The organism is Pseudoalteromonas sp. SG43-4, assembly GCF_014164325.1.
Classification (GTDB): Bacteria; Pseudomonadota; Gammaproteobacteria; order Enterobacterales; family Alteromonadaceae; genus Pseudoalteromonas; species Pseudoalteromonas distincta.
Genome location: NZ_JACJFB010000019.1, coordinates 1 through 13,746 on the forward strand (window position 1 = coordinate 1; position 13,746 = coordinate 13,746).

Consider the following 13,746-nt stretch of genomic DNA (forward strand, 5'->3'; position numbering starts at 1 on the left):
AGTTATTTTACAAATAAAAATGCCACTCTAAATAGAGTGGCATTTTTTGTTTAATCAGTAATTAATGTATTAAAGATCAAATGTGCGTGAAACAGCAAGTACAATACGCTCATCAGCATAATCGTAATCTAAGCTAGTGTTTTCAGCAGCCACTTCAATACCAAAACCTTCGTAGCTTGTTTGATAAGCTAGGCGGTAGTGCTTGTACGATTTTTTCTGGTTTGTATCCCAAGCCCACTTTTCACCATCAAGTGAGTTTGAAATATCAAAACTTGCACGTAGTGCGTGATTTGGAGCTAGTTCATAAGTGTGAGCAACCATTGAAATTACATGACCCGCACCTGTTCCAAAGTAATCCCAGCTATACCAAAAGTTAAGCTCAGTTTGGCCGTATTCACTTGCATAACCAAACTTAGTGTAAGCTTCAGCGTAGTTACCGTCACTGTTATTACCTTGATAAGTGTAATAAGCGATACCGTAATCAACGCTAAATTGCTCATCAAGTTGTACATATTTACCTAAGTAAGCATCAAGCTCAAAATCAGTGTCGTCACCAAAATCTACGTTTGAGGCCCAAACACCAGCGTAAACACCACTATCAAAGGCATAATCTAAGCTGCCTTGAATTGCAGGGTCGCTATCGGTCTGTGTTACACCATTAAAAGTGTAGTCAGACGCTGCAGTGATTGTTGTTGACCAATCAGCTGCTGCAGTTGTTGATAAAAGTGCAAATGGTAGTGCTACTACAAGTTGTTTTAGTTTGTTATTCATTATTAATCCCTAGTGTACTGTGTCTATTTTTGTGTAATCAATTGCGTTTGCTTTTGGTGAGCTATCTATATTCGTTACTGTTTTAAATTTACTGTAACCAATAAAGGCTGCACAGATAAAGAACAAGCCGATAACTAATGCGCCTACCCACTGAATTTGTAAAAATTCTAATTTAAACAATAGTGTAAGTAATGATAGAGCAACAACATTTCCGATTATGTATTTCATTTTGCCAAAACGCTTTACGGTAAAGTTTAGGTTATCTGTATATAAACGCACTAACGAATCAAGTGAGTTAATTACAAATACAATACCTACAAATACCATAGCGAAGTTTTTAATACCTTGAGTTGGGATGCCCGCTTCATGGTAGTGATAAAGTACGCTAAACCAAATCGCAATAGGAATAGAAGGGAAAATCAACATTGCAGCTAATACTTGATATGTTTTAAGTCCACCAACAAAGCGTGATGTAAATTGACCAATCATTATGCTCCACGCAAACCACCAGAATAAGTAAAACTCATGGTAATCATTAAGCGGTAAAACAAATTCATTAATGTTTGCAAAGTAAGTACCAATAGAACCTAAGTTATCTGTAAATGCTGACATTTGACCATCACCTATCACAAATGCGCCAGTCCACATAAAGGCGATTAAAGCTAAGAATAACCACGTAGTAGAAATACTTAAAATACGTACATATTTAATATCAGTACTTGAGTACACAGCAAAACAGATAGCAGCAAACACAATTAAGTAAAACTCAGAAACTATACTTGTTCCATCGCCTAATTCGGGTAAATACCATGGTAGGTTTGAAAGCAGTAAATAAGCGGTAAATGCACATGTACCAATAATTACAACGTTATTGATAAATTTAACCCAAGGAATTTCGAAAAATTTCACTTTAGGTTCTATTACACAGAAATAAAAGCACGTAAGAAAGTAAAATCCCCAGATCAAAAATCCCCAGTAGCCAAACTCAATAGCCAGTGGATTTGCAAACGCGTATTCTGGGCTTGCTTTTATGTCTGCATAACCTGCAAACTCAGTTAAAGGAAACATAATAAGGCCAACATCTAGGCCAGAAGTAAATAGTATTGCTATAAAGGTAAAGGTTCGAACTGGTGTTACACCTACTACGCGAACATTACCCCATTTAATTAAAATAGTGATAATAGCAAGTAAGGTAAAAATGATGCCTGCATTAAGCCAAATAGTCATTGTTACCCTCCAGTAATGAATAAAAATAATTCATAAGCACTCCGTATTTTATTGTTTTATTCTCGCATTAACACAACGTAACCTATTTACATCGTGTGCCACTGCAAGGCACGCATTGGTTTAGCCCGACGAGACTAAACCTAAGCATGTGGCTAAAGTTAGATCTCCGTACTACGTTGTGTTTCTTGCCAGTTTGTTGTTATGGCAACATTCACATCCGATTTCTGTAATGGTTCTTTACCTAAAATTATGTCAGCTGCTTTTTCGGCAACCATAATAGTAGGCGCATTCAAGTTTCCGTTAGGAACTGTTGGGAATATAGATGAGTCAACAACACGTAGTCCTTCAATACCATGTACTTGCGTATTTGAATTAACAACGGCCATATCATCTTCACCCATTTTGCATGAGCAAGAAGGGTGGTAGGCACTTTCTACGGCTTGGCGTACAAAGGCATCTATTTCTTCATCTGTTTGAATATGTTTACCTGGTTGAATTTCTTCATCGCGGTATTCATCAAAGGCACTTTGTTCGATTATGTCGCGTGTTAAGCGAACGCACGCTCTAAAGCCTTCAATATCGTCTTGGTGTTCAAGGTAATTAAATAAAATGGTTGGTGGTTGCTCAGGGTTCGCAGAAGCAATAGTGACACTACCGCGACTTTTTGGTTTGTTATGACCCACATGTACCTGAAAACCATGACCTGCAAATGCACTTCTACCATCGTAACGCATAGCCGCTGGTAAAAAGTGATATTGAATATCTGGCCATTCAACACCTGGTTTTGAGCGAATAAACGCACACGATTCAAAATGATTCGTTGCACCTAAACCCGAACGCGTTAATAACCAGCGCGCACCAATCAACCCTTTTGAAACAATGCCTAGTTTGCCGTTAAGCGTGATAGGTTGCTTACACTTGTATTGAAAGTAAAACTCAAGATGATCTTGTAAGTTTTGACCTACACCTGGTAGATGATGCTGTACTTCAACGCCTGCTTTTTCAAGCGATTGAGTATCACCAATACCAGAGAGTTGTAAAATATGTGGAGAGCCGATTGGGCCTGCACTTAATATTACGTCTTTTGCAGCATGTGCTGTTTTAACGTCGCCATTTACTTTGTATTCAATGCCTGTGGCTTTTTTACCATCTAAAATCACGCGCTGTGCTAGTGCACCTGTAATAATTGTTAAATTACTACGCGATTTAACAGGGTCTAAATACTCACGCGAAGCAGAGCTGCGCACGCCGTCTTTTACAGTCATGTGCATTGGGCCAAAACCCTCTTGCTGCGATGCATTATAATCATCTGTAGACGCGTAACCGGCTTGTACACCTGCTTTGATAAAGGTGCGGTAAAGCGGGTTTTTCATTTCGTTGCCGTTATTAACGCCAAGCGGGCCTTTGCCACCACGGTAAGTATTTTCACCAAGATAAAAGCTTTCTGCTTTTTGAAAATACGGTAAACACGATTGGTAATCCCAGCCGTTTGCACCGTGTTGCTGCCATTCGTCAAAATCTTTTGCATGGCCACGTACGTATACCATGCCGTTGATAGATGACGAGCCGCCTAATACTTTGCCTCGAGGACAATGCATCTCACGGTTATCTAAATGAGGCTCAGGCTGCGTATGAAACTGCCATGCATATTTGTCACTATTCATAGGAATAGATAACGCGGTTGGCATTTTTATAAAAATACTTTTATCACTACCGCCAGTTTCAAGTAGTAACACGCGGTTACTTGAATCTTCAGATAAACGGTTTGCTAAAACACAACCCGCCGAACCCGCGCCAACAATAATATAGTCGTAATGATTACTCATAGTAGGGCGCCTTAAAATGGGCTTTCTATGTCGGCCATACCAACATAAATAGACTTAGTTTGCGTGTATTGATCAAGAGTTTGTATACCATTTTCACGGCCAATACCCGATTGCTTATAACCGCCAACAGGCATTTCAGCAGGTGAGTTACCGTATGCATTAATCCAACAAATACCGGCTTGTAACTTATGGATAACGCGGTGCGCACGTTTAATATCGCTAGTAAATACGCCTGCGGCCAAGCCTAGGTGGGTTGCGTTAGCGCGTGCAATAACATCGTCTTCGTCGTCAAAAACAAGCACGCTCATTACAGGGCCAAATATTTCTTCTTTAACGATTGTCATATCGTCGTTGCAATCAATGAACACAGTTGGTGCTACAAAATAGCCATTAGGTGCAGATTCAGGTGAAAGCGTTGTACCACCAGTTAATAGCGTTGCACCTTCTTCGATGCCTTTATTAACGTAGCTCATTACTAGTTCTTGGTGCTTTTTAGAGATAAGTGCGCCAAAGTTTGTATTTAAATCTTGTGGGTCGCCAGCAATAATGTTTTTCTCAGTGCGCGCTTTAAGTTCATCAATAAACTGCTGATATACATTTTTATGAACGTAAATACGTGTACAGTTAGTACAAATTTCGCCTTGCGTATAAAAGTTACCTAACATAGCAGCGCTAACCGCTTGCTCTATGTTGGCATCATCAAATACTAATAGTGGAGATTTACCACCAAGTTCCATCGTGACATCTTTTAACGTACCGGCAGCACTCGCTACTACTTTTTTACCTGTGCCTACTTCACCCGTAAACGATACTTTATCAATATCGCTATGCTGCGTTAGCCACTGGCCTACATCGCCTGCGCCTTGAACAACATTAAACACACCTGCAGGTACACCAGCTTCAACAAACACTTCTGCAAGTTTAATAGCGCCAAGTGGTGTTTCTTCAGATGGTTTAAATATAAATGCATTACCAGCAGCAAGGGCAGGGCCCGACTTCCAACATGCAATTTGTAGTGGGTAGTTCCATGCACCTATACCCGCACAGATACCTAATGGCTCTTTACGTGTGTAGTAAAAGTCATCACCAACTATTTGTTGTTGGCCTACTTGTGCTGGCGCAAGGCCTGCAAAGTATTCAATTACATCAGCGCCGGTTTCAATATCAACACAATTAGCTTCTTGCATTGGTTTGCCGGTGTCGAGTACTTCTACAAGTGCTAGCTCATCATTGCGCTCGCGTAAAATAGCCACTGCTTTTAATAAAATACGACTACGTTCAATAGGTGTCATTGCTGACCACTGTGCAAAACCTTGCTTTGCACTGGCAATGGCTGCGTTTTGAATAAATTCGTCGGCAATTTCTACTGCGTAAATAACCTCACCCGTTGCTGGGTTTGTTACATCAAATGTTTTGCCGCTCTGGTTTGCAAGAAAATGGCCGTTAATAAAATTTTGATAGACAGGTGTAGTCACGCTAGGCTCCATATTGCTTGATAAGTGAAAGTACATAGCTCTTTGCTAACTTTTCACTGTGTTTAAACTGATTATTGTCTGATTTACTCAGTACTGCTCTTAACCATAGGCCATCGATCATTGCGGCGCTAAGTTCTGCAGCTTGATTTGCTTGCTCAATAGGCATTAATTGCTTAAAAGAAAATGCTAAATTACTTTGCAAGCGTTTACTGTTTACATTTTGTAGTCGGTGTAATTCTTCATCATGCATCGATTGCGCCCAAAAACTTAACCACGTTCGGGTTGTATCATTACGCTGTTGTACAAGCGCAAAGTTGGCTTCGATAATAAACATTAAACGTTCAGTCGCATTTGTTTGATGATTTACTTTGCCTATCAAGTCTTGTTTTAAGCTTGTTAGTAAGTATCTAACCGTGGCTTCAATTAACCCCTGCTTACCACCAAAATAATGACTAATAATACCCGACGATAAACCTGCATTTTTACTAATGCTGTTTATAGTTGTGCCTTGTAGTCCCTTAGTAGCAACTGACTCTATAGTTGCGTCAATTAGCTGCTGACGCCTGACAGGTTCCATTCCAACTTTAGGCATAATTTTTATTAATTGAACGTTCAATAAACATAAGCTTAAGGTAATAGCTCTAACAATTCAAGGCTGAAGTAAATACCTAGATGCCAAAATGTAGATTAATCATTAATAAAAGAGCAATTAATAGGACAAAGAAGATGTGGTTTTTATTTGTTTAATTTCATTTAAAACAGTAGCTTGAGAATCTAATTTTTAAATTTAATAATAGTAATGATTTGTTTACAGCAATAAATGAATAAAATGTCAAAAAACCATTAGAACAATAATAGTTAGAGTACTAATAGTATTATTTTGATACAAAAGAACACTAAACCTGCAATTGCTTAGTGCTCTAATAAATTTATATGGAGAGTAAACTTTGTGGTTTTATCGCTTTAAAGCGCTTGGTATTGAAAGGTTAGGCATTATTAATAACGCCTTTAAAAAGTAGGGGGTAACGTCTTAGTCTATTGCCAATGTAGTCATCAGCTAAAATTTGCTGGCAAATGAAATCAATATCTTTGCTTGCTTCAAATACCCAATCAAAGCGCTCTATAGCCAGTAAAAAACCACGCTTTAAATGAGTTTGAGAACGGTACTGTTCTAGGTTGTCTTGAATAATAGAGACTTTACTTGGATTAGCTTTAAGCTCTTCTACTACTTGATTAATAAAAGTAGTATTGAGCTTACTGGTCGGGCGGTGTCTTAGTTTTCGTGGGTGCATTAGCTCTCGTTTGCAATGTTATATAATTTTTTCAAAAAGTCGTCTTTATGCTTTTCATGCTCGTAGTCAAGGTGGTAAGTATTATGAAAACCAAAGCGCAGTTCTACGCCGCTACCTTGTAGATATACGGTGTAACCGTCTACGTCTGAATATGCAGTAACTCCCTGATAATGTTTGCCTTCATCAGTCATTTCACCTTTTTGAATTATGCGTTCATATACTGCTAAAATCTGTTTATTGTCGAGTTCGTTTTTCATGTTTTATACCTTTTATTAAAAAGCTAATACGATATAGATATGAGGGTCGATCATCTTAAAAACAATAGCTAAAAAAATGTGATATTGCTTTGTAATTTGGCCTTTTTAAATTATGCTCAAAATTCATTTATTGTTGAGCTTACACCATGATAGACAAGGCGTTACTACTAAAAACTCGTGAGTTATCGGATCAATTAATTGCATTGCAAACGCCTATTAGGATACTCGATGCTATTAATTGGGATAAACAAACTAAAGAGGAGTTTTTTAGACAAAAATGTCAAAAAAATCCACTGATCGATCGTGCATACTATCAACAGCGCGATCTTGGTTTTGTACCTAGCGAGTTACGCCAAGCGTTTTCTACTTTGCACCGTAACATTATTAACCAATTGGGGCAGTTAAATCCCATAGCTCAATACATGGGAAAAATGTGCACAGAGTATAAAACAGTATTAAGTATGCTTGAGTATCGTGGCACACCAGAGTTTCATGACTTATCGGTGGAGTTATTTGGTCACCCTAAAGATTTATTTCATGCCGGTGAGCCCTCACTTTCTGAGCTAGCTAATATGCTAGATAAACCGCTGCAAAATTTACTTATAGCCGACATACTGCCTGACGACCCTAAAAATATTGATGCTGTTGATGCAGTGCGTATTCTGTCTGAGCAAGTAACTGCTAGTATGGCAGGCATAAACGTTGAGGTAATGCTTAGCGATGGTATTGTTAGTGATGCAGCCGCAGGTGCTAATAATATAAAGCTTAATCAAGATGTTAAGTTTTCTCAGCGCGAACTTGATATTTTAGAAGTTCACGAAGGGTGGATACACGTCGGTACCACTCAAAATGGTTTAGCTCAGCCTTATTTAACGTGTTTGAGTAAAGGCACGCCAAGCTCCACTATTACCCAAGAAGGCTTAGCGGTCCTTACCGAAATTATTACTTTAAAATCAACTCCAAGGCGTTTATCTAAATTAGTGAATCGTATTCAAGCCGTTACAAAGGTAATAGATGGCGCCGAGTTTGTAGACATTTACCGTGATTACGTAGCGCAAGGTTTATCAAAAGATGACAGCTACACACTTGCGCAGCGTGTATTTAGAGGCAGTACGCCAACAGGTTTGCCTTTTACAAAAGATATTGCTTACATTAAAGGCTTTGTACTGGTTTATAACTTAATACGCGTTGCAATACAGCTTGGTCGAATAGATAGACTTCCTTTATTACTGGTAGGTAAAATATCGATAGATGATTTTAGATTAATATCGCAGCTTCATGATTTAGGTGTAATAGAGAGTCCACAATTTGTACCACCACACTTTAAAGATTTACGCGGTTTGGCAACTTGGTTGAGCTTCGGTCGTTTTATTGGCGACTTGTCGTTTGAAAAGTTAGAAAACGATTATAAACCGCTATTTTTATAATTAATCAATATAACTTATCGACACATCGACATAAAAAAAGCCCATAACGGGCTTTTTAAAATAAGGTACTTTAGGTTTTGCTATCGAGCGTTCGTGCTTTCAAATATTTTGTCAGCTGAGGCTGCAACAAAACCAGTATAAAGCTCGCCGTCTGCTTTAGGGTAACGAATAGCAAACTCATAAAAGCAGCTAGGAATGCTCATATCACCGTCACTAAAGGTAACAGAGTATTCATCAGCAAGTGTTGACGATTGCTCTAGTAACACCTCTGGTGAGCCTTTAACTTCACCGCCTGACGTATTAAGTGAAAAACCTGCATTTTTTAGAGCTTGGTTAACATCATGAATGTTATCAAACTTAGCAAGCGTATTAATATTTACGGTAAAGTGATTGGCACGGTAACCCCACGCCGACATCCACGCTGCATATTCGCTTTCAGCTAGCAGTTGTTTGTAAGTATCGGTGCTTACTTGCCAATGCGTGCCTGAATATAAAAAGTTGTCTGCTGTAACTGCACTTTCGTCAATTTGACTTACCATATCTGTCACGATGGCTTGTAACTCTGGCGAGCATTTTTCTACTAATAGTTCAGAGATAAATACTTTTGGCTGATTAGGATCGCTATGCTCATAGTGTTTTGCGTAAAGTTTTTTAGCTTCAAAGTGGTACTCACCACATTCTTTGTAACCAATTGCTAAAAAGTGAGCGGCGAGCTTTTCAAGACCCACTTTTTCTATATTAAATGTACGCAGCGCAATATGATCGTTAATGATGTCATCTTTTTGCGTTGACCCTAAAAGGTCATGAATTTTATCTGCCGATGGAGTTACGTTTAAATAGTTTTCCCAAAGGTTCTCAAATAATGTGTTTACATCAGTATGCATGTTAAGTCCTTAAATCTAAAATTTGGTTTTATTGCTTATTCAATTACTAAGCCCGGCGCTAGGGTTTGCGGTAAGCTCACTTTGTCTGACTCCACAGATGCGACAGGGTATGCGCAATAATCGGCGGCATAGTATGCACTTGCTCTGTGATTACCACTGGCGCCAATACCGCCAAATGGAGCTGCACTAGAGGCACCTGTAATGGGGCGGTTCCAGTTAACAATACCGGCACGAATGCGCTTTAAGAAGTGAGTGTAATCATCTTCACTGTCGCTAAGTAAACCTGCAGATAAACCAAAGCTTGTGTTGTTGGCTTCAATAATTGCGCTGTCAAAGTCGGTATAACGATACACTTTAATTAGCGGTCCAAAATGCTCTTCATCTGGCATATCGGTAATGCTTGTTACATCAATAATGCCCGGGCTTACAAAACCTGTGCCTGGTTTTAATTGCTTAAGTTCAACAAGGATTTGTGCACCTTTTGAGACTAATTCACTTTGCGCGGCGACCATACCCAGTGCTGCTTTTTCGCTTATCATTGCACCCATAAAAGGCTGCTCTGTAGCAAAGCTGTCGTCTACAACTATGTTTTTAGTTGCGCTTATTAGCTTTTCTAAAATAGCATCGCCATTGAGCGACTTTTCAATAAATAAGCGACGTGCACACGTACAGCGCTGACCTGAGGTAATAAAGCCTGATTGAATAATATCGTGTACAGCGGCGCTTATATCGCTCACATCTTTTACAATAAGAGGATTATTGCCGCCCATTTCAAGTGCTAAAATTTTGCCAGGGTGTCCTGCAAACTGTTTATGTAATAAGTGACCTGTGTTTGAGCTACCGGTAAAAAACAAGCCATCTATATCTTTATGAGAAGCAAGCGCTTTACCAGTTTCAATTTCACCTTGCACAAGGTTAATAACACCCGCTGGCAAACCTGCTTTTAACCAAAGTGAGAGGGTAAATTCTGCAACGTGTGGAGTCAATTCTGATGGCTTAAATACAACAGTATTACCGGCTAAAATTGCAGGAACAATATGCCCGTTTGGTAAATGCCCCGGAAAGTTATATGGGCCAAAAATAGCCACAACGCCATGCGGTTTGTGTCTAATAAACGCTTTAGCACCGGGCATTGGGTTTTCGGTTGTACCTGTACGCTCATGGTACGCTTTTACAGATATAGCTACTTTACCTGTCATTGCGCCCACTTCGGTGCGGGTTTCCCATAATGGCTTACCCGTTTCGCGTGCAATAATAGTAGCAAATTCTTCGCTGTGTTCTTTTAATTGTGCTGCGAAGTTTTCTAAAATGGAGATACGCTCTTTAAGTGGTTTGTCTGCCCATTGTAATTGCGCGGCTCTAGCTGCTTTTATAGCTGAATTTACTTGATCAGTGTTTGCGCCATTACCTTGCCATACCACATCGCCATTACTTGGATTGATTGACTCAAATGCTGGACCAAGTCCCACATGCCACTGATTATTAATTAGGTGTGTATTCATAAATTATTTACAGGCGGAAAAATCGCGCTGCATCTCCTTGGCTTAAATTAAGCGCCTTAGCCACATCTTGGCTAATGACGAGGGTATGTTTTGCATGATTGTAGTGTGCGTCTTTGGTAAATGTCGCTCTAAAGCCACTTACGCCTTGATTACATACGGCCAGCGTATCAGAGCTATTTTGTGATATGTGATCAAGCTCGCCAATCGTAACAGGGCAAACTTGAGAGTCGCGAATGCTGCGAATATTTCCAAGCTTTGCTTCAACTGTTGGGCCTGCATCAAATAAGTCAACGTAGCCTCTGTGCTCAAAACCTTCCTTTTCTAATAGTTTTAGCGCAGGTTTTGTTTTTTCATGCACATGCCCAATCACTGCTTGGGCTTTTTTACTAAGCAAGTTCACATAAATAGGGTACTTAGGCATTAACTCGCTAATAAACACCTTATCGCCTAAGCCAACTAAGTGATCCGCTTGTGGAAATTCGATACTAAAAAAGTGCTCTTGTAGCCATTGCCAAAAAGGAGAATGACCGTCTTCGTCGCTAACACCGCGCATTTCTGCGATAACAGTATCGGCAAAACGCTCGCTGTGCTGAGCCATAAACAAAAAGCGTGAACGAGATAAAAATCGACCTGTTAAACCTTTACGGCTATTTTCGCGCAAAAATAATGTACATATTTCTGAGCAACCAGTGTAGTCGTTACACATGCTTAAAATATCAACGGTGTTATATACATTTAAAGTAGGCGAGTGGTGTACTGTTTTACCCAAATGATAATGATATAAAGGCACCGATAAACCTACCGCGGCTTCTATAGCGGTTGTGCCAATAACGTCACCTGTTTCACTGTCTTCTAAAACAAATAAATAGCTTTCATCAAGTGGCTGGTTAATGTTTTTGGCAAAGCTTTTTTCAGCACGTTCAATTTTTTCTTTAAGCTGTGTATCGTCCACAGGTAAAGAGGTAAACCCATGACCGGATTCAATCGCTATTTGTTTAAGCGCGTCAAAATCATTGGCAGTAATAGGACGTAATACTTGCATTTATTGCTTGCTCCAATAGCACGCCTGTAGGCGTGCTAATTTAAACTATATTAACCGTTTACTACGTCGCTAACGGCTTTTTCAAAGCGCGCTAAGCCTTCTTTAATATCTTCAAACGGAATAATTAAAGACGGTGTAAAACGAATTACATTCATACCCGCTACAAGATTCATCAAACCATTATTAGCACTGGCTACTAAAAAGTCGCGTGCGCGGCCTTCAAATTTGTCATTTAGTACTGCGCCAATTAATAAGCCTTTACCACGTACTTCGCTAAATACGTTGTATTTTTCGTTAATTGCGTTTAATCCGTCACGGAATAATTGCTCGCGCTCTTTAACACCGTTTAGTACGTCTGGTGTATTTACTGTATCAAATGCCGCTTCGGCCACAGCACAAGCAAGTGCGTTTCCGCCATAAGTAGAACCGTGAGTACCAATTTTTAAATGCTCAGCAATAGGTGTACGAGTGATCATAGCGCCAATAGGAAAACCACCACCCAATGCTTTTGCCGTTGTTAAAATGTCAGGAACAACCCCTAAACCTTCATAGGCGTATAAATCGCCTGTGCGACCAACACCCGTTTGTACTTCATCAAAAATAAGTAACGCGTTATGTTTAGTACAAAGTTCGCGTACTTTTTTAGCAAATTCATCTGTTGGTGAAATAATACCGCCTTCACCTTGTAATGGTTCCATCATAACTGCACATGTTTTATCGCTGATCAGTGCTTCAAATGCCGTTATATCGTTAAAATCACAATGTACTATGTCAGCAGGTTTTGGACCAAAGCCGTCAGAATATGCAGCTTGCCCGCCAACGGTTACGGTGAAAAAAGTACGACCGTGGAAACCTTTATTAAATGCAATTATTTGCGTTTTTTCAGCGCCATATACGTCCAATGCATAACGACGAGCTAATTTAAGAGCGGCTTCGTTTGCTTCTGCGCCTGAGTTTGCAAAGTAAACTTTATCAGCAAATGTTGCTTCAACCATTTTTTGAGCTAAACGAAGTGCTGGCTCATTGGTCATAACATTTGATAAATGCCAAATTTTTTCGCCTTGCTCTTTTAATGCTTTAACTAATGCAGGATGACAGTGACCCAAACAGTTAACGGCAATACCACCGGCAAAATCAATAAACTCATTATTGTCTTGATCCCACACGCGTGAGCCTTCACCGCGAACTGGGATAACAGCAGAAGGGTTATAGTTTGGTACCATTACGTCGTTAAATAAGTCTCTTGTTACTTGCATTTTGTACACCTAAATTGAAGGGCTTAGATAAAAGATTAGTTGCTAAATCAAAGAAGAATATAGCCTTTATTCTTCAGCAAACACGTTATTATTTCTTGTAGGGCGTCATTATCGAAGGTTAGCTGTTAAAATTGCAGTGCTATTTTGTGAAAAATGATTAAAATAAAAGTCAAAATAACGAAATAAATAACCATTATGATAACTCCACAAGATGAAAAGCTACTATCTGTACTAAAAACAAATGCAAGAGCGAGTATTTCTGATCTTGCGCGAATGCTTGACTTGTCTCGTTCAACAGTACAGAGCCGAATGCTCAAATTAGAAGAAACCGGTGTAATTAAAGGCTATAGCGTTGATTACGGTGACGACTACCTCAGTAAAATGGTATCAGCTCATGTGTCTATAAAAGTAAGACAAAAATTAACAACTAAAACAAACATTGAGCTTAAGCAAATTGATGCTATTTCACAGCTCTATGCCATAAGTGGTGAGTTTGATTTAATTGCGGTGGTCCAAGCTCAAAATTTAGAACAGCTTAGTCATTTGTTGGACGATATAGGAAATCTTGATGGGGTGGAGCGAACAACATCTTCTGTAATTTTAGAAACTAAATTTAAGCGCTAGGGTTGGGGAGTTCCTTTGTTTTTAGTCGTTAAGTGAACACTCGGTATACTTTAGGTCAATAATAAAAAGGCTAGGGTCTGTTGAACCTTCAAGGTTAAATTAACAGCCCCCAAAAGATTCTTCCTAGGCGCTATTTTCTCTTGGTTGCCTACATAGATGCAGG

General features: G+C 39.3%; 13 protein-coding genes. 2 read left to right on the forward strand and 11 right to left on the reverse strand.

Annotation, left to right across the window (positions count from 1 at the left end):
* Positions 1-69 precede the first annotated feature (69 nt).
* The 7 genes from H5160_RS16215 to H5160_RS16245 form a co-directional block, all read right to left on the reverse strand.
* Complete coding sequence (locus H5160_RS16215; RefSeq protein WP_024603578.1) at positions 70-771, reverse strand: TorF family putative porin; 702 nt, start codon at positions 769-771, stop codon at positions 70-72.
* Between the two features lie 9 nt (positions 772-780).
* Positions 781-1,998, reverse strand: coding sequence for a BCCT family transporter (locus H5160_RS16220; RefSeq protein WP_182737999.1), 1,218 nt, complete (start codon positions 1,996-1,998; stop codon positions 781-783).
* Between the two features lie 158 nt (positions 1,999-2,156).
* Positions 2,157-3,824, reverse strand: a complete 1,668-nt coding sequence (betA, locus tag H5160_RS16225; protein WP_182716609.1) for a choline dehydrogenase — start codon at positions 3,822-3,824, stop codon at positions 2,157-2,159.
* A gap of 11 nt (positions 3,825-3,835) precedes the next feature.
* Positions 3,836-5,299: a betaine-aldehyde dehydrogenase gene (gene betB, locus H5160_RS16230; protein WP_182716608.1), complete on the reverse strand. Its 1,464-nt coding sequence runs from the start codon at positions 5,297-5,299 to the stop codon at positions 3,836-3,838.
* A gap of 1 nt (position 5,300) precedes the next feature.
* Complete coding sequence (gene betI, locus H5160_RS16235) at positions 5,301-5,876, reverse strand: transcriptional regulator BetI (RefSeq protein WP_182738055.1); 576 nt, start codon at positions 5,874-5,876, stop codon at positions 5,301-5,303.
* Positions 5,877-6,285: 409 nt separating this feature from the next.
* Positions 6,286-6,591 carry a hypothetical protein gene (locus H5160_RS16240; RefSeq protein ID WP_002958617.1) on the reverse strand — a complete coding sequence of 102 codons (306 nt, stop codon included), beginning with the start codon at positions 6,589-6,591 and terminating at the stop codon, positions 6,286-6,288.
* Positions 6,591-6,848, reverse strand: coding sequence for a DUF3081 domain-containing protein (locus H5160_RS16245; RefSeq protein WP_008169639.1), 258 nt, complete (start codon positions 6,846-6,848; stop codon positions 6,591-6,593). The genes H5160_RS16240 and H5160_RS16245 overlap by 1 nt, the downstream gene beginning before the upstream one ends.
* 146 nt (positions 6,849-6,994) lie before the next feature.
* Here H5160_RS16245 and H5160_RS16250 point away from each other — a divergent pair, with 146 nt between their 5' ends.
* Entirely contained in the window at positions 6,995-8,275 is a 1,281-nt protein-coding gene (locus H5160_RS16250) for a flavohemoglobin expression-modulating QEGLA motif protein (protein ID WP_002958615.1), read from the forward strand.
* An 80-nt stretch (positions 8,276-8,355) separates the two neighbouring features.
* Here the strand turns inward: H5160_RS16250 and H5160_RS16255 are convergent, their stop codons facing one another.
* From H5160_RS16255 to H5160_RS16270, 4 genes are read right to left on the reverse strand one after another with little or no spacing between them, the layout of a single operon-like run.
* Positions 8,356-9,159 (reverse strand): DUF1338 domain-containing protein, encoded by an 804-nt coding sequence (locus H5160_RS16255; RefSeq protein ID WP_182738001.1) that lies wholly within the window; start codon positions 9,157-9,159, stop codon positions 8,356-8,358.
* A 35-nt stretch (positions 9,160-9,194) separates the two neighbouring features.
* Positions 9,195-10,661: a succinylglutamate-semialdehyde dehydrogenase gene (gene astD, locus H5160_RS16260; protein ID WP_182738003.1), complete on the reverse strand. Its 1,467-nt coding sequence runs from the start codon at positions 10,659-10,661 to the stop codon at positions 9,195-9,197.
* A 7-nt stretch (positions 10,662-10,668) separates the two neighbouring features.
* The gene (gene astA / locus H5160_RS16265; RefSeq protein ID WP_024595454.1) at positions 10,669-11,703 is read right to left on the reverse strand and encodes an arginine N-succinyltransferase; all 1,035 of its coding nucleotides are present in this window, start codon (positions 11,701-11,703) and stop codon (positions 10,669-10,671) included.
* A gap of 50 nt (positions 11,704-11,753) precedes the next feature.
* Positions 11,754-12,959: an aspartate aminotransferase family protein gene (locus H5160_RS16270; RefSeq protein WP_182738005.1), complete on the reverse strand. Its 1,206-nt coding sequence runs from the start codon at positions 12,957-12,959 to the stop codon at positions 11,754-11,756.
* A 195-nt stretch (positions 12,960-13,154) separates the two neighbouring features.
* Between H5160_RS16270 and H5160_RS16275 the strand changes: the two genes are divergently transcribed.
* Positions 13,155-13,583 carry an Lrp/AsnC family transcriptional regulator gene (locus H5160_RS16275; RefSeq protein ID WP_002958609.1) on the forward strand — a complete coding sequence of 143 codons (429 nt, stop codon included), beginning with the start codon at positions 13,155-13,157 and terminating at the stop codon, positions 13,581-13,583.
* Positions 13,584-13,746 lie beyond the last annotated feature (163 nt).

Bases quoted from the DNA above. Each gene is read 5' to 3' on its own strand.
- H5160_RS16215 (WP_024603578.1), bottom strand. From the start codon at position 771: ATGAATAACAAACTAAAACAACTTGTAGTAGCACTACCATTTGCACTT.
- H5160_RS16220 (WP_182737999.1), bottom strand. From the start codon at position 1,998: ATGACTATTTGGCTTAATGCAGGCATCATTTTTACCTTACTTGCTATT.
- betA (WP_182716609.1), bottom strand. From the start codon at position 3,824: ATGAGTAATCATTACGACTATATTATTGTTGGCGCGGGTTCGGCGGGT.
- betI (WP_182738055.1), bottom strand. From the start codon at position 5,876: ATGGAACCTGTCAGGCGTCAGCAGCTAATTGACGCAACTATAGAGTCA.
- H5160_RS16240 (WP_002958617.1), bottom strand. From the start codon at position 6,591: ATGCACCCACGAAAACTAAGACACCGCCCGACCAGTAAGCTCAATACT.
- H5160_RS16245 (WP_008169639.1), bottom strand. From the start codon at position 6,848: ATGAAAAACGAACTCGACAATAAACAGATTTTAGCAGTATATGAACGC.
- H5160_RS16250 (WP_002958615.1), top strand. From the start codon at position 6,995: ATGATAGACAAGGCGTTACTACTAAAAACTCGTGAGTTATCGGATCAA.
- H5160_RS16255 (WP_182738001.1), bottom strand. From the start codon at position 9,159: ATGCATACTGATGTAAACACATTATTTGAGAACCTTTGGGAAAACTAT.
- astD (WP_182738003.1), bottom strand. From the start codon at position 10,661: ATGAATACACACCTAATTAATAATCAGTGGCATGTGGGACTTGGTCCA.
- astA (WP_024595454.1), bottom strand. From the start codon at position 11,703: ATGCAAGTATTACGTCCTATTACTGCCAATGATTTTGACGCGCTTAAA.
- H5160_RS16270 (WP_182738005.1), bottom strand. From the start codon at position 12,959: ATGCAAGTAACAAGAGACTTATTTAACGACGTAATGGTACCAAACTAT.
- H5160_RS16275 (WP_002958609.1), top strand. From the start codon at position 13,155: ATGATAACTCCACAAGATGAAAAGCTACTATCTGTACTAAAAACAAAT.